Genomic DNA, 17,788 nt, shown 5'->3' with positions numbered 1-17,788 from the left:
CCACCAGGGCGTCAAATAGCGGACGCCCACAAGGAGGCAACAGATGCTCATTTCGCAGCGACCCACCCTGACCGAAGAGGTCATCGCTGACAACCGTTCGAAGTTCGTCATCGAACCCCTCGAGCCTGGCTTCGGGTACACACTCGGCAACTCGCTTCGTCGCACCCTGCTCTCCTCGATCCCGGGCGCAGCCGTCACCAGCATTCGCATCGACGGCGTGCTCCACGAGTTCACCACGGTTCCGGGGGTGAAGGAGGATGTCACCGACATCATCCTCAACCTCAAGGGCCTCGTGGTCGGCTCGGAAGAGGACGAGCCGGTCACCATGTACGTCCGCAAGCAGGGTCCCGGCACGGTTACGGCCGGCGACATCGTCCCCCCGGCCGGTGTCACCATCCACAACCCGGACCTGCACATCGCCACCCTGAACGACAAGGGAAAGCTGGAGATCGAGCTCGTCGTCGAGCGCGGTCGCGGCTACGTCCCCGCCGTCCAGAACAAGGCGTCCGGCGCCGAGATCGGCCGTATCCCGGTCGACTCGATCTACTCGCCGGTGCTCAAGGTGACGTACAAGGTGGAAGCGACCCGCGTCGAGCAGCGCACCGACTTCGATCGGCTGATTCTCGACGTGGAGACCAAGAACTCCATCACGGCGCGGGACGCGCTCGCTTCGGCGGGCAAGACCCTCGTGGAGCTCTTCGGTCTGGCTCGTGAGCTGAATGTCGAAGCAGAAGGTATCGAGATCGGTCCCTCGCCCGCCGAGGCCGACCACATCGCCTCCTTCGGACTTCCGATCGAGGACCTCGACCTCACGGTCCGGTCCTACAACTGCCTCAAGCGCGAAGGCGTTCACACCGTCGGCGAGCTCGTGGCACGCACGGAATCCGATCTGCTCGACATCCGCAACTTCGGTCAGAAGTCCATCGATGAGGTCAAGGTCAAGCTGCACTCGCTCGGCTTGTCGCTCAAGGACAGCCCCGCATCGTTCGACCCCAGCACCGTCGCCGGCTACGACGCCGCGACCGGTACCTGGAGCGACACCGAGGCCGGCTCCTTCAGTGAGACCGACGGCAACGAGGACTACGCCGAGACCGAGCAGCTGTAGCAGCTCACGGTCCGTTACTAGGAGAAAATAATGCCCAAGCCCAAGAAGGGCGCCCGCTTCGGCGGGTCGGCCTCGCACCAGAAGGCGATCTTCGCCAACCTGGCCACCGCGCTCTTCGAGCACGGCCGCATCACCACCACCGAGTCCAAGGCCAAGGCCCTGCGCCCGTACGCCGAGAAGCTCGTCACGCACGCAAAGGCCAACACGTTGGCTTCGCGTCGTGAGGTGCTGAAGGTCCTCCGCAACAAGGACGTCGTCCACACGCTGTTCGCGGAGATCGGTCCCTCCTTCGAGGACCGCAACGGTGGCTACACCCGCATCATCAAGACGATGCCGCGCAAGGGCGACAATGCCCCGATGGCGATCATCGAGCTCGTCCGTGAGAAGACGGTCAGCAACGAGGCGGATCGCGCTCGTCGCGTCGCCGCTTCGCAGTCTGCTCCGGCTGCCGAGGAGAACGTGGTGGAGGCCGTCGAGGCCGACGCCACCGACGCCGAGGTCGAGAACGCGGATGCCGTCATCGACGCGATCGAGGACGACACCGCCACGGCCGCCGATGCCGACGAGGCCAAGAAGGACTAGTTCCCTTGGTTTCGGCATCTGCTGAAGCACCCGAGCCCGCCGACCCTTCCGAGGGCGGCGGGCTCGTTGCTTCCGAAAACTCTGCAGTCGTGGGCGGGCCCGAACTCACCCGGCTCCGGCTCGACATCGCTTATGACGGAACCGATTTCTCCGGTTGGGCGCGACAGCCCGGCCGCCGCACCGTGTGCGGCGAAATCGAGGAGAAACTCGGGGCGATCGTCCGCACCCCGGTGCTTCTCACCGTCGCCGGCCGCACCGACGCGGGTGTCCACGCGTCCGGCCAGGTCGCGCACGTCGACGTGCCCACCGCGGCGCTGCCCGACGACCCGTCGCGGTGGATCCGGCGACTGGCCCGGTTTCTTCCCCGCGACATCCGGGTGACGGGAATCTCCCTCGCGTCGGAGCATTTCGACGCGCGGTTCTCGGCGATCCGGCGCCACTACGAGTACCGGTTGACGACAGCCCCGTACGGCGCGGAACCGTTGCGTGCCCGCGACACCGTGGCGTGGCCGAAAACCGTCGACCTGGACGTGATGCAGCGCGCCTCCCACTCGCTTCTCGGCCTGCACGATTTCGCCGCGTTCTGCAAACGCCGCGAGGGCGCCACGACTGTCCGTGAACTCCAGCGCTACGACTGGGTGCGTGACGGTGACATCCTCACCGCTTATGTCAGCGCCGATGCGTTCTGCTGGTCGATGGTGCGCAGCCTCGTCGGCGCTGCCCTCGCGGTCGGTGAAGGCCGGCGCAGCGTCGAGTGGATGACCCGGTTGCTCGACGAACGCGAACGCGCCGCCTCGGTCGCCGTCGCGCCCGCGCACGGACTCTCGCTCGTGCGCGTCGATTATCCGGCGGACGACGAACTCGCCGCACGCAATGTCGCGACCCGTGAAGTCCGCGGCCCGATCGTGCCCGGTTGCTGCTGAAGGTTCGCCGGTCTCGTTTCGCAGCCGTACCGTGACCGCTCCATCGGTCCGGACCTGTTGACAAGATTTACTTTGCATCGCAAAGTTGAGCCATGAACACGCCACCCGACAGCGGATCCGAAGCTGCACAGGCGCAGGACCTCATCGCCGACATCGACAGTTGGTCGCGGCAGGGCAGAAGGCTGTCGTCGCCCGCGTGGTTCCCACTTCTCGTCGTATCCGTCGCGGTGTTCGCGGCACTACCGGTCGCGCTTCTGCTCGGCGGCAACGCGACCGGCTACTGGGCTGTCGTGGCTCCGGTGTCCGCGATCGTGACGGGGTGGTACTTCTCCACCCGCCGTGTGCAACTCCCGTTCGTGCGCGGGACGATCGTGTTCGCGACGGGCATCGTGATGCTTCTCGTCGTCGCCGCATTCCTCCTGTGGTTCGCCGGCGACAGCGCGGAGTTCGTTCCTTGGCTCGTGATCGCGTCCGGTTTCGGGGTTTTCGCTCTCGTGTGGCGATCGGTGCCCACCGGATTCTTCGCCGCGTGCACCGCCGTCGCGACGATGGTCGTGGCGCCCGGAGGCTGGGAGAACGGCGGAGTGATCATGACGCTGGTCGTCGGAACGGGGGCCGTTGTGGCGGCGGTGGTCGAACTCGCACAGGCGGATCCGGGGCGTGCGCATGCCTGATACGTCTTCTCCGGACGAGCATCCGACGCTCGGCCTCGACGACGTCGTCCATCAACGCACCCGCCTCGGTATCCTCTCGCTCCTCCGCGACGGGTCGTCGATGCAGTTCGGTGTGCTCCGGGAAACGTTGCGACTGACCGACGGAAACCTGAACCGTCATCTGAAGGTGCTCGTCGACGCCGGATTGCTGGAGTCCACTCGCGAGGAGGGCAAGGGGCGGACGCGGACGTGGCTCACGATCACCCCGGCCGGGCGCGCCGCACTCGACGCCGAGATCGACGCGCTCCGCGCTCTGATCGGTGCGCACGACTGACGGAGGCTCGCCCGAGCCGGGGGGAATGGTCGGGTCAGCCCGCCAGCGACCGCGCGATCACGAGGCGCTGAATCTGGTTGGTGCCCTCGAAGATCTGCGTGATCTTCGCGTCGCGCATGAACCGTTCGACCGGGAAGTCGCGGGTGTAGCCGTAGCCGCCGAGGACCTGCACGGCATCGGTGGTGACCTTCATGGCGGCATCCGTCGCGACGAGTTTCGCGACCGACGCCTGGCGCGAATAGGGCAGACCCGCATCCTTGCGGCGTGCCGCATCGAGGTAGGTGGCGCGGGCGGAATCGACCGCGGCCGCCATGTCGGCGAGGACGAACCCGAGACCCTGGTGGTCGATGATGCGCTTGCCGAACGCCTTACGTTCTTTGGCGTATGCGGTGGCCTCGTCGAGGGCTGCCTGCGCGATACCGGTGGCGACCGCGGCGATGCCGAGGCGGCCTGAATCCAGCGCGCTGAACGCGATCGGCAGACCCTGGCCTTCGGCGCCGATGCGGCGCTCGGCCGAGACGAACGCGTCATCGTAATGTGCCGCGGTGGTGGGGATCGCGTGCAGGCCCATCTTTTCCTCGGGCTTGCCGAAGCTCAGACCCTCGGTGCCGTCCGGCACCAGGAAGCACGAGATGCCCTTCGAGCCGGTGTCGGCGGTACGGGCGAACAGCGTGTAGAAATCGGCCTTGCCGCCGTTGGTGATCCACGCCTTCGACCCGGTGATGCGGTACCCACCGTCGACGGCGGTCGCCCGGCACGCGAGGGCGGCTGCATCCGATCCGGCCTGCGGCTCGGACAGGCTGTACGCACCGATGGTGTTGCCGCCGAGCATGTCCGGAAGCCACGCGTTCTTCTGTTCGTCGGTGCCGTGGGTGGCCAATGCGAAACAGGAGAGGCCGTGCACGCTCACCGCGACCGCGACCGCAGCCCACCGGGCTCCGAGTTCTTCGAGGACCTGCAGGTAGACCTCGTACGGCTGGTCGCCGCCACCGAACTCCTCGGGATACGGCAGGCTCAGCAGACCGGCCGCGCCCAGCGCCGGAAACACACCCTCCGGGAACGTCTCGGCGCGCTCGTGCTCGTCGACGCGGGGAGTCAGGACCTTGTCGGCGACGTCGCGCGTCAACTCGATCAGGTCGTAGGCCTCTTGGGTGGGCAGAAGACGCTCGACAGCCACAGGGTTCCTCCCTCGGAAAACGGTACTGAAAACGATACTGCAGTACTATCCCACGTATGACAAGGACGGAGACGCGCTACACCACCGCGCGCCGGGCGCAACTGTTCGACCAGCTCGTCGCCCTCTTCCTCGCCGAAGGCTTCGCCCATTTCACCCTCGACGACGTCGCTGCCCGCCTCCGCTGCTCGAAGTCCACGCTCTACGCGCTCGCCGAGAACAAGGACCGTCTCGTCTACGCCGTCACCGTGCACTTCTTCCGGGGCGCCACCGAGCGCGTCGAAACCGAACTGGCAGCTTGTACGGGCGCCGAAGCGCGGATTCGCACCTACCTCAAGGCGGTAGGCCGGCAACTCGAACCGGCGTCAGCGCAGTTCATGGAGGACATCGCCCGGACGCCGGTCGCCCGCGAGGTCTACGAACGCAACACCCGTCTCGCAGCCGACCGGGTGCGGACGCTGATCGCCGAGGGCGTCGAATCGGGCGATCTCCGCGACGTGCACGCCGCGTTCGTCGCCGACGTCGTCGCGTCCGTCATGGTGCGCATCCAGCAACGGCAGGTCGCCGAGGCCACCGGACTCGCGGACGCGCAGGCATACCGCGAACTGGCGGCGCTCCTGACCCACGGTCTCACCGCCTGACCGCGCCTAGGATCGCAGGTATGGATCCACAGAGCGGAACCGAACCCGTCCGTCTCGAGATCATCGTGGCCAGCGTGCGCGCGGGGCGCATCGCTCCCGTCGTCGCCGACTGGTTCGCCGAGACTGCTCGCCGCCGAGCAGAATTCGATGTGGGAATCATCGACCTCGCGGACACTCCATTACCCCAGGATCTGTCGGGTGGCCCCGAAGCCGACGCGTTCACCCGCCGGGTGGGCGCGGCCGAGGCGTTCGTCGTGGTGACCTCGGAGTACAACCACGGATATCCCGCTGCCCTCAAGACCGCGATCGACACGGTGAAACACGAGTGGCGCACCAAACCGATCGGATTCGTCTCCTACGGCGGACTGTCCGGGGGCCTGCGCGCCGTCGAACAGTTGCGGCAGGTCGTCGTCGAGGTCCACATGGTCCCGGTCCGCGAATCGGTGAGCTTCCACCGCGTCAAACACGCTTTCGGGCAGGACGGCACCACCACCGACGGGGCGGCGATCGACTCGGCAGAGCGCATGCTCGATCAGATCGACTGGTGGGCACGGACCGTACGCGCAGGACGGACCCGCAACGCGTATCCGGGCTGAGCGACGTTCAGGACGCCGGTACCGATTCAGGAACCCGAGGCCGGCCGATGTGGGTCGTCTCGGCCGCAATCGTCACGAGGCTGAGGTCGACTCGGACGCCACCCGCCGACAGAAGAACCCGGTCGCCCGCTGCGTCCGGTTGGACAACCGCGACGGTCGGGCGTTCCGCAGGAAGACCGTCCGGGTGCAGGTGGATATGAATCGCGCTGACGTGCGGCGGAACCGTGGCCGGCCGAACACCGTCGTACACCACCGTGTCGAACGCCCCGTCGTCTGCGTAGTCGCCGGCCACACGCAGCCGATCCGGTCCGGCCGCGCCGTCGAGCAGCGGACGCCACGCGCCGACCCTGTCGGTGTAGAGGAGGACTCGTGCACCGACGGCCACTGCCCTGAACACGATCTGTTTCGCCAGATACAACTCTCCAGCCACATGCACCGACCGCACCCCGGCTCCGAAGAGGCGCACGGTGACCGCACGACCGGCATCGTCCGACCCGACGAGCTGACCGCAGCCTCCGGCGGGAAGGGCGAGTTCGTCCAGTTCGCCGGGACGCGCGTCGCGCAGGGGCACCACGTGCTCGAGCCGGGGCACAGCCACCGGCAGGGCAGCGGTCAGCGCGTCGCGGTCGAGCCCGAACGGGTACCGGAGTCCGTCGAGTTCCGGCATGTCCGGCGAGCGCACGGTGAAGCGAGCCGCGCCTCCGACTCTGACGGTGTCGTGATCGCTCGGGCGTAGCCGAACCAGGAGGGTCGACGCCAGGGCGGGGCAGGTCCACACGGAGGTCACCGATCCTCGATCCAATCGCCGGGAGTCGAAGTGCCCACCGGTGTTGAACCCCATCGGGACCGGGACGTGGTGCGGGTGCCGCGCGAACTCACCCGGTGCGACACCGTGCGTGACGCGGCGGGAAGCCGACGAGATCTCGGCGGCGGTGAGAAGCCTTCCGGCACAGCCTGCCTCGTCGAGTGCCCGGACGACACGCCGCGCCGACGCAACGACCGTGCGCGCCGCACCTTCCGTCCCGCCGCCGCGCCGGGCGATCGTCTCACGAGATGTGGTGGCATTCAGACGTACTGCCAGCCAGACCGTGCGCTCGGCCGCGACGGGAAGCGGCCCCAGCAGGTGCGCGTAGACCTGCCCGGCCGGAGTCGCATCGCGGACGCGCCACCCGTGCATGACGACATCGATCCCGTCGAGCACCACGTCGTGCCGGCGCAGGCACGACGCGATCGCGTCGAGTGGCAGGCGGACATCGGTCTCCGCGATCTCACGTCCCGTCCGTGTGACCTGTCCGGGCCGCGACACGACTTCGACCACCGCCGTCACATACGGGCCGTCCCAGCTCAGTCCGATGGCTCGCCCGGATGGCTGTGGAAAGTCGCGTACGACCCCTGCCGGTGCAGGTCGCCCGAACCGGTAGCGCCACAGTGTGCCGGCAAAAGCGACCGCATCGACTCCGCGGAACGGAACCGACACGGCCAGCGCGACGAGCACCGCCGCTGTCACCGGCACCCACACCGAATCCGTCACCCCGAGGACGGTGATCCACACGATCACGGCGGCTACCTGTGCCGTCACCACCCGGACGACGACCCGGGATGCGCCCCGCCCTGTCGCCGGCACGGTTACGTCCATTGTCTTCCCCCCGATCCTGTCCGGCCGCACCCCTGCACCCCGCCGGACATCCCGGCGGAACTGTACTGTGTTGCGGCAGAGAGCGTGCCGTACAGGGGGGAGATACATGGCAGCGCAGCCGACCACGCGATGGCAGGTCAGCGGATACAGATTTCTCATGCGCCGGATGGCACACGCGTTGGTGCGACGCGACGTACGGATGATCAGTGATCCCATGCGTTCGCAGTCCCGTGCGCTGATCGTCGGAACGGTCGTGGCGTGCCTCGGTCTCGCGGGCTGTGCCGCCCTCGCCCTGTTCCGGCCACAGGACCGGATCGGGGACGCGTCCGTCGTGGTCGGGCGAGACTCAGGGGCCCTGTACGTCGCGATCGACGGCATCTTCCACCCGTCCCTCAACCTGGCCTCCGCGCGGCTCGTGCTGGGCTCACCCGTCGAACCGGTGGTCGTGGCGGACGACCAGCTCGCGGAACGGCCCCGTGGTCCGCTCGTGGGGATTCCGGGCGCTCCGTCGTCGTTGATGCACACCTCGGACGAGTTGCCGTGGACCGCCTGCGACACGGTCGAATCCGACGGGTCGCAGGCCGTGACCACCGCAGTGCTCGTCGGCGCCCCCGACCGGCACCGCAGTACGGCACTTCGCGACGACCAGGCATTCCTCATCTCGTTCGACGGTCGTTTCTACCTGGTGTACAACGGTGTTCGCGCGGAGATCGACCCGGACGATCGTGCCCTGACGCGGGTACTCGGCATCGACACGACCAGTTCCCGCCCGGTGAGCCCCGGCCTGCTGGCAGCGATTCCCGAAGCGCCCGCGCTGACCGCACCATCTGTGCCGGAGGCCGGCAGCGCACCCCGCGTGCCGGTTCTCGGGTACCCCGTCGGATCGGTGGTGGCGCTGACCGAACCCGACGGACAGAGTTTCCACCTCGTGCTGCGCGATGGCGTTCAAGAGGTTTCCCGCGCGACTGCTCAGATCCTCCACGCGTCCGATTCGCAGGGCGCAGCCGAGATCCCGGTCGTTCCTCCGGATGCGCTCAAGGATGCGCCCGCCGTCCACGAGCTTGCGGTGAGCACCTTCCCCGCAGTCGTCCCCGAGATCGTTCAAGCAACCGACCTTCCCGTGGCGTGCCTGACGTGGGACCCGGTGTCCGACGGTGACCGGAACCGCTCCACGCTGCTGTTGTCGGCGGGCACCGGGCTTCCATTGCCCGACGATGCTGTTCCCGTGGTGCCGGCGCAGGCGGACGGCTCCGGGCCGAACGCCGATTCCGTGTACGTTCCGCCGGGGCGGGGACTTTTCCTCGGCACGACAGCCGTCACGGACGGTAGCGACCGCGCCGGCGCCTTGTTCTACGTTGCCGACACCGGCGTCCGGTACGGCGTCGTGGATCGTGAATCCGCTGCAGCTCTGGGATTTTCGTCGGACCCGATGCGTGCACCGTGGCCGATGGTCGAGCTTCTCGCGCCCGGTCCCGCGCTGGGCAGAGCCGAGGCGCTGCTTGCGCACGACGGAGTGGGTCCGGACCCCGGGCCCGTGCCTGTGCGGGCGGGAAGCTGAGTGGTCAGGACCGCCTGCGTGGACCGCGCCGCGGGGCCGACAGCGCGACGACCGCGGCGAGCGCGGCGCACACTGCCGCGGCAGCGATCAGCGCGACATCACGCGGACGGTTGTCCGGCGGTGGGGCGGATACGGGTGCAGCGACCGGACGAGGCTCGGTCCGGGACATCTCGCCCGCCGGACGCAGGTGCCCGGGCGACAACGGGGCGGTGACCGCGGCGTACGGATCCACGACCCCGTGCCCGACCCGAGGGTTCCAGCCCTCGGCGGGGGCGTGGGCGGTCGCCTCGATCCGTGCCATCACCTCCCGCGCGGTGAGGTGGGGATGCCGGGCGCGCACTAGAGCCGCGGTTGCAGCGACCAACGGTGCGGCGAAGCTGGTGCCGGAAATCGGCTGCGGTCCATCACGTCCGGGAATGTGGTCCACGAGCCCCGCGGTACGAGGATTGAGCGTCACCAGCCCACTGCCCGGTGCCGCGACGTCCACCCAGGGACCCGGCAGGCTGTATTCGGAGGGCGTGCCGTCGTTTTCGACCGCACCGACGGTGAGCACGTAGTCGTCGTACCACGCGGGCGACGCCAGAGTGGTCACCGAATCCCATGGATCGGCTCCGGGCGCGGCCGGATCCGACGACCCCGGGTTCCCGGCGCGGCACGAATCCGAGTTGCCCGCCGCGACGACCACGACGACATCCTCCACGTCGGTGGCGTACTGCACGGCAGCGCCCAGGGGGCCGTCGAACAAGCCTTCGGATGTGGTCCGGCAGGCCACTTCCGAAATGTTCACCACGGTTGCGCCCAGATCCACGGCTCGGCGGAGAGCGAGCGCGAGGGTACGGACGTCGCCGTAACCGGCGCCGTTGCGGGCGGTGTCGTCGTCCGCCCGTGCCCGATCGGAGTAGTGGCCGCTCGACTGCCGGATGGTGATCAGGCCGGCGTCGGGTGCACCACCGGCGAACCCGGATCCGGGGACCTGGCGGGCGACGATGAGGCCCGCCACGAGCGTGCCGTGTGCGTCGCAGTCGTCTGTACCGTCTCCCGCCGATACGTAATCACCGCCTGCTTGCAGCGCGGGTAAACGCGGATGGGGTTGCACACCGGTGTCGATGACGGCGACGGTTTGTCCGGCGCCCCGGGTGAGCGGCCACACGGACTCGAAATCGAGAATTCGCTGGGCAGTGGGAGTTTGCGGCCCGTCGGGTGCATCCCCAGGATCGGCGCACACGATCCGCTGCTCCGTGGCGTCCGGCGGTGCCGCCACCCCTCCGGGCGGCAGGAGCGCCGGGTCGGGAACCGGTGGCGCCGCAGCGGCCGGGGCCGCGGCACCGGCGATCACCGCTGCGAAGACGACGACGGCAGCCGTCGCGGAGGGTCGCATCCCGTCAGAGACCTCGCGCCGCGGAGTACAGACCCGCCACCCAGCACACGAGCGGGACGATCATGGCGATCACCGTGTACTCCGTCAGTTCGGCGATCCGGCGTTGTACGGGCGTGAACTGCCGGCGGGGCGCCGCCGAGCCGAACACGATCGTCCCTGCCATCAGCATCAGCGCCGCACCGGAGACGAGCCACGGCGTGATCGGGGTGAGCACTACCGCACCGATGATCAGGACCAGCAGGATCACTGCGCCACCCGCGACGAGCGGCACGGCCTCGGTGGACGCGGTGTACGACCGCCCCCTGAACATCAGCACCAGGGCGGTGACGACCGCCAGCGCCACGCCGGGCCACGACACGGCCCCGTCGATCGGATACGCCGCACACCACGCACCGCCCGCACCGAGCACGACCACGGCGTAGACCAGGCCGCGCAGATAGGCGCGGGCGCTCATGATCCGGTCGTCGAGTTCGTCGAACGAGGGGAGTGGATTCGCGGTCTCCGGATCCGGTGCGACCGGGTCGAGCGACGTTCCGGGGACAGGTACCGGCGGCACCGGCAAGCGGCCGAATACCGCTGCGAGTCGTGGTGCGGTGCCGGCGAGGAGTAACGCGGTCACGACGGCACCCGCACCGAGCGCATGCAGATCGACACCGGTTGTCGAGGCGAGCAGCAGCGTGGCGGCGGCCCCGACAGCCGTCGCCGCGACGCCCGTGAAGGTCGCGACGCCGACCCGTGCCGTTCGCAGCGCGACCACCGCGACCGCCCCGACCAGCACGGTGCCGAGCAACAAGTGGGGCGCGCCGAAGTCGCCGGGCACGACCAATGATCCGGCCGTGAACGCCACCGGAACCGCGCAGAGGGCGGGCACGAGGGCTGTGCGCTGATCATCGTGACTGCGCGACAGGACCGTCGCCGCGAGGAGGAACAGGACGCACATCACCGCAGCGGTCGCTCCCGCCGCGAGTCGCTGCGGTCCGTCGGGCAGATGAAACAGAGAAAAACACCCCGCGGCGAGCGAGACCGGTGCCAGAACAGTCGCGAGCGCACTCGCGGGGGCGGCACCCCACCGCCGGAATCCGTCCTTGCCCGCCACCGCAACGGCATACATCACGTCGTCGAACAACGGGGGAGGTGCGGGGGAGCCGACGTCGGCGAGGACGAGGAGTTCGCCGTCACGGATCCCGTGTTCGTCGAGGCTCAGTGCGCCGGACAGCGGTGCGTGACCGATCCGCGCGAGTGTCCACGTTCCCGGCTCCACACGCTCGGGCGTGCTGTCGAACCGGTTGTCGCTCCGGTGTGAGGCGACGAGATCCACTATTCCTGGAAGCAGCAGTGCCACAGGTACTCCCAATGGGAGTGCGAGATCGACCTCCGTGTGTTGTGCCAACACTGTGATCCGGCACAGATCCGGAGCCTCGAGAGCGCCGTGGTGGCCGGCTCCCGTGTTCGCGGATGTCATCGCTGATGTTCCCCCGTCGTTCGTCTGGTCGCCGGAGGCTGCACGCGGCTCCCCCTGGATGTGCCGCACCGACCGGGACGACGCAGACCATACGACATGGGCGGGCGGGTGTCTCGTGTCGAGCCGTCACGAGGCAATGGGAGCCACGCGGATGTCCGGCCTGTGCGCTACCCTTCCCCGGACCGTGGGGGTCGGCCGTCGGGGGGCGGTGGAGAAATGTGCTGTCGGGGGTAGCAAACGTTGAGTACCGAGCGTTTCGTGCGCAGAGCGCGCCAGGAGTCTCCCCGCACACCCAGCGGCGAGCTGAGTCTCCAAGCGCCACCGGAGATCCCGAGGGCAACTCCGGGAAACCTCCTGGTGAGACTGCTGCCGCTCGTGATGGTCGCGGCCATGGTCGGAATGATGGCGCTGCTGTTCACCTCCGGAACAGCTCGGAGTCCGATGGCGATGATCTTCCCGCTCATGATGGTCGTGTCGATGGTCGGCATGCTCGCGAACAGCGGACGCGGCGGAACGAAGACCTCCGAAGTGGACGAAGACCGCAAGGACTACCTACGGTACCTCGATCAGATTCGTCGGGAGGTGACCGAAACAAGCGGTGAGCAAAGGGATTCTCTCGAATGGGCGCATCCGGATCCTGCGTTGCTGTGGACTCTGGTCGGCACCGCCCGCATGTGGGAGCGGCGCAGCACCGACGCCGACTTCTGCCACGTGCGGGTCGGCCGGGGCGAGCAGCGTCTCGCCACACGCCTGATCGCACCGGACACCGGACCGTTGGAAGACCTCGAACCGGTCGCCGCCGTCTCCCTCCGGCGGTTCGTGCGCACCCACTCGGCGGTACCCGCCCTACCCACCGCCGTCGCGCTGCGCGGCTTCGCGACCATCGGAATCGACGGCGACCGGGATGCCGCCCGGTGCCTGGCCCGCGCGATGCTCACCCAACTGTGCGTATTCCAGGGACCGGACGTCCTCCGCGTGGCTGTCGTGTGCGGACCGGACACGGCGGCGGAATGGGAGTGGGTCAAGTGGCTCCCGCACGCTCAGCACCCCGAGACCCGGGATGGGGCGGGGAGTGCCCGAATGGTGTTCGGCTCGATCCTCGAACTGGAAACTGATCTCTCGTCGGTCCTGTCGGGCAGAGGACGATTCACACGCAACGCTCCTGCGGTCGAGGGGGTTCCGCAGCTCGTCGTCGTCGTCGACGGGGGTGTCTCCGGGTCCGGGTCGGGGTTGCTCGACGACGGACTCGATACGCTCACGATCCTGGATCTGTCGGGTTTCGCACCGCGCCTCGCCGCCGCTCGTGGGCTCCAACTCGTTGTGGACGGCGGCCGGGTCGGCGCGCGCTCGGGCGTGAACGTCGAGACGTTCGCCGACGTGGACTCCGTCAGCGCGCCCCGAGCCCAGATGGTCGCCCGCCGTATGGCGCCGTTTCGCGTGGTCACGCAGAGCACCGTCGGTGACGACTCCGACGACAGACCGGCGACGTGGCAGGACCTGCTCGGCATCGGTGATGTGGCACGATTCGACCCCGCCCGGGCGTGGGTCCCGCGACGCGGACGTGATCGATTGCGGATCCCCATCGGCGTCGGTTCCGACGGCGCCCCGGTGGAGATCGACCTCAAGGAAGCCGCGGAGAACGGCATGGGGCCGCACGGTCTCTGCATCGGAGCGACCGGATCAGGGAAGTCCGAATTATTGCGTACCCTCGTACTCGGTCTTGTCGCCACGCACTCACCCGACGACCTGAACCTCGTACTGGTCGACTTCAAGGGGGGTGCAACGTTTCTCGGATTGGAAGGGCTGCCGCACGTCGCGGCGATCATCACCAATCTCGCAGACGAACTCGCGATGGTCGACCGGATGAAGGATGCGCTCGAAGGCGAGATGAACCGCAGGCAGGAGTTGCTGCGCGCATCCGGGAACTTCGCCAATGTCGGCGACTACGAGAAGGCACGCGCGGCGGGTGCGCCGCTCGGCCCGTTGCCGGCATTGTTCATCGTCGTCGACGAGTTCTCGGAACTACTGTCGCAACAACCGGAATTCGCCGACCTCTTCGCCGCGATCGGTCGACTCGGGCGTTCACTGCACATGCATCTCCTGCTCGCCAGCCAGCGACTCGACGAGGGGCGGTTGCGCGGACTCGACAGTCATCTGTCGTACCGCATCGGCCTGAAGACGTTCTCGGCGAACGAATCACGCAGCGTCCTCGGTGTCCCGGACGCGTACCACCTGCCGTCCGCACCGGGGGCGGGTTACCTCAAGTCGGATTCGGCCGAGATCGTCCGGTTCGCGGCCGCCTACGTGTCGGGAACCTACGAAGCGGGTCGCACGTCCCGGCGCGTCCCCGTCCACGAAGTCACGGGTTCGCTGCGCCCTCGCGTGTTCACAGCACGCGGAGTCCCGGCCGATGTCCCTGTGCCGCAGCCGTTACCGCTCCCTGAGGGTCCGGCCGCCGCGAGAACCACGGACGGCCGGACCCTCCTCGACCTCGTCGTCGACCGGATCCGTGGGCACGGAACACCTGCGCACGAGGTCTGGCTGCCTCCGCTCGACCGGTCGCCCACTCTCGACGCGCTGTTGCCCCGATCGGCGCTCACGGGCACCCTGCCCCGCGCGGCATCGCTGCGCTTTCCCATCGGAATCGTCGACCGCCCGTTCGATCAGCGCCGTGATCCGCTGGTCGTGGACCTGGCGGGCGCCGCGGGCAACGTCGTGGTGGTGGGTGGCCCGCAGGCAGGAAAGTCGACACTGTTGCGCACGCTGGTGCTGTCCGCGGCACTGACGCACACAGCCGAACAGGTGCAGTTCTACTGCCTCGACTTCGGAGGTGGTGCGCTCGCGGGGGTGGCGGCTCTGCCGCACGTGGGGTCGGTGGCGACCCGTCTCGACGCCGACCGGGTGCGGCGTACCGTCGCCGAACTCGTGTCGTTGCTGCGGAACCGTGAGCGGCTCCTCGGTGAACTAGGCATCGAATCGATGGCCGAACTGCGTCGCCGCCGGGCGGACGGCCGGGTCGATACCTCCACCGACCCGTTCGGTGACGTGTTTCTCGTGATCGACGGGTGGCCCAGCATCCGGCACGATTTCGAAGCTCTCGAACAGGTCGTGAGCATCCTTGCTTCCCAGGGGCTTTCGTACGGTATTCACGTGGTGCTCAGCGCACCCCGCTGGGGAGACGTGCGTCCGGCGATGCGCGACCAGTTCGGTACCCGGCTCGAGTTGCGCCTCGGTGACCCGTCCGATTCGGAGTACGGACGGAAGAAGGCAGCGATGGTGCCCGAGGGCCGTCCGGGTCGCGGAATCGACCGCGACGGACTCCATATCCTCGTGGCGTTGCCGCGGGTGGACGGGGTGTCGGACACCACCGACCTCGGTGCCGGAGTGGCGTCGGCCGTGGCCGCGGTTGCGGCGGCATCCACCGGAAGTGCCGCCCCGCGGGTCCGGATGCTGCCGGAGCGAGTCGATCGCGCCGACCTGCTCGCGGCGCTTCCTCACGGATGGCCGAACCCTCCGGATGCGCCTGTTGCGGATCGTCTCACCGTCCCCATCGGTCTCGACGAAGCCGACCTCGCACCGGCTGCCGTGGACTTCACCGACAGTCCCCATCTCCTCGTGTTCGGTGATTCCGGTTGCGGCAAGACGGCGCTGCTGCGTGGGATCTGCCGCGGACTGATGGAATCGAACAGGCCGGACCAGATACGCATCATCGTCGGCGACTACCGCCGCACCCTGCTCGGCGTCGTCGAGGGCGACCACCTCGGGGGATACGCACCGGCCGCGAGCGTGCTTGCCGCCATGGCGCAGGAACTCGCCGGTGTCTTCGAGCGCCGCCTCCCGGGGCCGGACACCACCCAACAGCAATTGCGCGACCGCTCGTGGTGGACCGGACCGGAGGTGTTCGTGATCGTCGACGACTACGACATGGTCGCGACCAGCGGCCAGAACCCGTTGACGCCACTCCTCGACTATCTGCCCCAGGCCAAGGACATCGGGTTGCATCTGGTGGTCGCGCGACGAGCCGGGGGCGCCGGCCGGGCGCTGTTCGAACCGGTTCTCGCCCGATTGCGCGAACTCTCCACCCCCGGCGTGGTGATGAGCGGCAATCGTGAGGAAGGTGCGCTCGTCGGTGCTGCCCGTCCGTCACCCATGCCCCCGGGGCGAGGAATGCTGGTGCGCCGCAACGGTGTCGCACTCGTGCAGACCGCATGGTCGCCGCTGCCGTGACGTCGTCGACTCTGGTCCTGGCGGTGCTGCCCAGGCGGATCCAGGCGCGGTGGGGGGAGACGTCGAAATCGATACCCGCTGTCGCGGCACGGCTGGGTGGCGGGTGGTTGTTCGGCGAGCCTGCCCGCGACTCCCCGGACCCGATCGACGTCGTCGCCGCTGTGGACGCCTACGGAGCGGAGGCCGGCCCCGACGGGTCCGATGCCGGCACCTTGCTGACCGGACTCGTACGGTATTCGGCCGCGGCGGTGCATGCACCTTCGGTGGACACGGTGGTCGTGGTGCATCCGACCTGGTGGAACGGGCCTCGCCGTCGACTGGTGCACCGTGCCGCTCGCCAGATCGCTCACAACGCGATGCTCGTTCCGGTGGCGGTCGCGGCGTGCCGGGCGGTGCCGGACGAGGACGTCGAGGGATATGTCGTGCTCGAGATCGGTGGCCGCGGCGTCACCGCGACCTCGTGCGTACCGGGACCGACCGACGACGGACCGGTGATCGGCCGTGTCGCCCGCGCCCCGGACGTCGCTGTCGCAGACTTCACCGCAGTCCCGGACCTCACCGCGGTCCCGGACCTCACCGCACAGGAGGAGGTCGCGGCGTTGATCGCGGCGGTCACCACCGATCAGGAAGGCGCCTTTGCCCTGCTGGTCGTCGCCGCTACGTCGGGGGAATCTGCGAGCCCGGGGTGGCAGTGGACTCTGGACCGGATCGGCACCCGGACGGTGACCGTCGACGCCGCGGAAATCGCTGCCGCGATGTCGCCCCACAAAGAACCCTCGCCTCCCGCGGAGGGGTCGTCGCCGCCGGTGCCGTGGTTGCAGGAGGTCCGGTCGCCGGAACCTGCGCCCCGCCCTCGCATCGGCCGACTCGCCGAGGTGGTGTTCGGCGTCGTCGCTCTGGGCATACTCGCGGCGGTACTGCTGTGGGCGGGCGCGCCCGGGTCCGTCCGTGTGCCGGGATCGGACGCAGCGGCCGCCCTGCCGGGAGCCGTCGAGAGTACGAACACGGAGGACAGCCCGCCGCCGAACGTCGAGGCCGGTGAGTCGGCGACGCGCTTCGACATCGGCCCGCTGCACCTCGACCTGCCGGATTCCTGGCGCAGGCGTGATCCGGAATCACTCGAGCCGGGGCGCGTGGAACTGGTCCCGACGTCGGGTAGCGACCGGCGAATCGTGATCGTCTACAGCGTCCTTGCGGACGGGATGGACGAGGACGCGGTCGCGGCGGTGCTCGACGCGCGAGCCGCCGAGCGGAACCAGGTGATCCGAGATATGGACTCCGACACCACATTTGCAGATCGTAGTGTGATCGCCTACACCGAGGTGCCCGACGAATTCTCGGAGGTGCGGTGGTCGGTGGTGGTGTTTCCGGGCCTGCAGGCCGCGGTGGGATGCCAGTACCTCGACGGTGAGTGGGCAGGAATCCGGAGTGAATGCGAACAAGCTGTGCACACGCTCCGGACCGACTGAAAGAAAAGTCGCACCAATTCCGGATCGTGTGGAACCGTCCGGCCGGCTGC

At 68.6% G+C, this 17,788-nt stretch carries 14 protein-coding genes; 10 read left to right on the top strand and 4 right to left on the bottom strand.

Annotated features, from left to right (window positions below):
* Positions 1–43 precede the first annotated feature (43 nt).
* From AC0B44_RS07485 to AC0B44_RS07465, 5 genes are all read left to right on the top strand, one after another.
* Positions 44–1,105 (top strand): DNA-directed RNA polymerase subunit alpha, encoded by a 1,062-nt coding sequence (locus tag AC0B44_RS07485; protein WP_378528782.1) that lies wholly within the window; start codon positions 44–46, stop codon positions 1,103–1,105.
* A gap of 30 nt (positions 1,106–1,135) precedes the next feature.
* Positions 1,136–1,687, top strand: a complete 552-nt coding sequence (gene rplQ, locus AC0B44_RS07480) for a 50S ribosomal protein L17 (protein WP_378528783.1) — start codon at positions 1,136–1,138, stop codon at positions 1,685–1,687.
* A 5-nt stretch (positions 1,688–1,692) separates the two neighbouring features.
* The gene (gene truA / locus AC0B44_RS07475) at positions 1,693–2,610 is read left to right on the top strand and encodes a tRNA pseudouridine(38-40) synthase TruA (RefSeq protein WP_378528784.1); all 918 of its coding nucleotides are present in this window, start codon (positions 1,693–1,695) and stop codon (positions 2,608–2,610) included.
* 92 nt (positions 2,611–2,702) lie between these two features.
* A complete protein-coding gene (locus tag AC0B44_RS07470; RefSeq protein WP_471902294.1) occupies positions 2,703–3,284 on the top strand; it encodes a hypothetical protein in 582 nt (193 codons plus the stop codon).
* Positions 3,277–3,597: a transcriptional regulator gene (locus AC0B44_RS07465; RefSeq protein WP_471902293.1), complete on the top strand. Its 321-nt coding sequence runs from the start codon at positions 3,277–3,279 to the stop codon at positions 3,595–3,597. The genes AC0B44_RS07470 and AC0B44_RS07465 overlap by 8 nt, the downstream gene beginning before the upstream one ends.
* Positions 3,598–3,631: 34 nt before the next feature.
* Here AC0B44_RS07465 and AC0B44_RS07460 read toward each other — a convergent pair whose 3' ends face one another.
* Complete coding sequence (locus tag AC0B44_RS07460) at positions 3,632–4,774, bottom strand: acyl-CoA dehydrogenase family protein (RefSeq protein WP_471902292.1); 1,143 nt, start codon at positions 4,772–4,774, stop codon at positions 3,632–3,634.
* 56 nt (positions 4,775–4,830) lie between these two features.
* On the opposite strand from AC0B44_RS07460, the gene AC0B44_RS07455 reads away from it, so the two are divergent.
* Entirely contained in the window at positions 4,831–5,412 is a 582-nt protein-coding gene (locus AC0B44_RS07455; RefSeq protein ID WP_471902291.1) for a TetR/AcrR family transcriptional regulator, read from the top strand.
* A gap of 20 nt (positions 5,413–5,432) precedes the next feature.
* A complete protein-coding gene (locus AC0B44_RS07450) occupies positions 5,433–6,008 on the top strand; it encodes an NADPH-dependent FMN reductase (RefSeq protein ID WP_471902290.1) in 576 nt (191 codons plus the stop codon).
* Between the two features lie 7 nt (positions 6,009–6,015).
* Here the strand turns inward: AC0B44_RS07450 and eccE are convergent, their stop codons facing one another.
* Positions 6,016–7,644 carry a type VII secretion protein EccE gene (gene eccE / locus AC0B44_RS07445; protein ID WP_471902289.1) on the bottom strand — a complete coding sequence of 543 codons (1,629 nt, stop codon included), beginning with the start codon at positions 7,642–7,644 and terminating at the stop codon, positions 6,016–6,018.
* Positions 7,645–7,750: 106 nt separating this feature from the next.
* Here eccE and eccB point away from each other — a divergent pair, with 106 nt between their 5' ends.
* Entirely contained in the window at positions 7,751–9,202 is a 1,452-nt protein-coding gene (eccB, locus tag AC0B44_RS07440) for a type VII secretion protein EccB (RefSeq protein WP_471902288.1), read from the top strand.
* A gap of 4 nt (positions 9,203–9,206) precedes the next feature.
* On the opposite strand, the gene mycP is transcribed toward eccB, so the two are convergent.
* Both mycP and eccD read right to left on the bottom strand, forming a co-directional pair.
* A complete protein-coding gene (gene mycP, locus AC0B44_RS07435) occupies positions 9,207–10,580 on the bottom strand; it encodes a type VII secretion-associated serine protease mycosin (protein ID WP_471902287.1) in 1,374 nt (457 codons plus the stop codon).
* A gap of 4 nt (positions 10,581–10,584) precedes the next feature.
* Entirely contained in the window at positions 10,585–12,042 is a 1,458-nt protein-coding gene (gene eccD, locus AC0B44_RS07430) for a type VII secretion integral membrane protein EccD (protein WP_471902286.1), read from the bottom strand.
* 240 nt (positions 12,043–12,282) lie between these two features.
* Here eccD and eccCa point away from each other — a divergent pair, with 240 nt between their 5' ends.
* Both eccCa and AC0B44_RS07420 read left to right on the top strand, forming a co-directional pair.
* Positions 12,283–16,269: a type VII secretion protein EccCa gene (gene eccCa, locus AC0B44_RS07425; protein WP_471902285.1), complete on the top strand. Its 3,987-nt coding sequence runs from the start codon at positions 12,283–12,285 to the stop codon at positions 16,267–16,269.
* The gene (locus AC0B44_RS07420; RefSeq protein ID WP_471902284.1) at positions 16,251–17,738 is read left to right on the top strand and encodes a type VII secretion-associated protein; all 1,488 of its coding nucleotides are present in this window, start codon (positions 16,251–16,253) and stop codon (positions 17,736–17,738) included. Before eccCa ends, AC0B44_RS07420 begins: the two co-directional genes overlap by 19 nt.
* The last annotated feature ends 50 nt before the right edge of the window (positions 17,739–17,788 follow it).

Source organism: Rhodococcus sp. NPDC019050, from assembly GCF_055664235.1.
The sequence above is the reverse complement of the archived record's forward strand: the minus strand, read 5'-3'. Positions and strand labels throughout refer to the sequence as shown.

What these genes read in the sequence shown, in the direction of transcription:
- eccE (WP_471902289.1), bottom strand. Translation starts at nt 7,644, where the DNA reads ATGGACGTAACCGTGCCGGCGACAGGGCGGGGCGCATCCCGGGTCGTC.
- AC0B44_RS07420 (WP_471902284.1), top strand. Translation starts at nt 16,251, where the DNA reads ATGGTCGCCGCTGCCGTGACGTCGTCGACTCTGGTCCTGGCGGTGCTG.
- AC0B44_RS07470 (WP_471902294.1), top strand. Translation starts at nt 2,703, where the DNA reads ATGAACACGCCACCCGACAGCGGATCCGAAGCTGCACAGGCGCAGGAC.
- AC0B44_RS07485 (WP_378528782.1), top strand. Translation starts at nt 44, where the DNA reads ATGCTCATTTCGCAGCGACCCACCCTGACCGAAGAGGTCATCGCTGAC.
- AC0B44_RS07450 (WP_471902290.1), top strand. Translation starts at nt 5,433, where the DNA reads ATGGATCCACAGAGCGGAACCGAACCCGTCCGTCTCGAGATCATCGTG.
- rplQ (WP_378528783.1), top strand. Translation starts at nt 1,136, where the DNA reads ATGCCCAAGCCCAAGAAGGGCGCCCGCTTCGGCGGGTCGGCCTCGCAC.
- AC0B44_RS07455 (WP_471902291.1), top strand. Translation starts at nt 4,831, where the DNA reads ATGACAAGGACGGAGACGCGCTACACCACCGCGCGCCGGGCGCAACTG.
- mycP (WP_471902287.1), bottom strand. Translation starts at nt 10,580, where the DNA reads ATGCGACCCTCCGCGACGGCTGCCGTCGTCGTCTTCGCAGCGGTGATC.
- eccB (WP_471902288.1), top strand. Translation starts at nt 7,751, where the DNA reads ATGGCAGCGCAGCCGACCACGCGATGGCAGGTCAGCGGATACAGATTT.
- eccD (WP_471902286.1), bottom strand. Translation starts at nt 12,042, where the DNA reads ATGACATCCGCGAACACGGGAGCCGGCCACCACGGCGCTCTCGAGGCT.
- AC0B44_RS07465 (WP_471902293.1), top strand. Translation starts at nt 3,277, where the DNA reads ATGCCTGATACGTCTTCTCCGGACGAGCATCCGACGCTCGGCCTCGAC.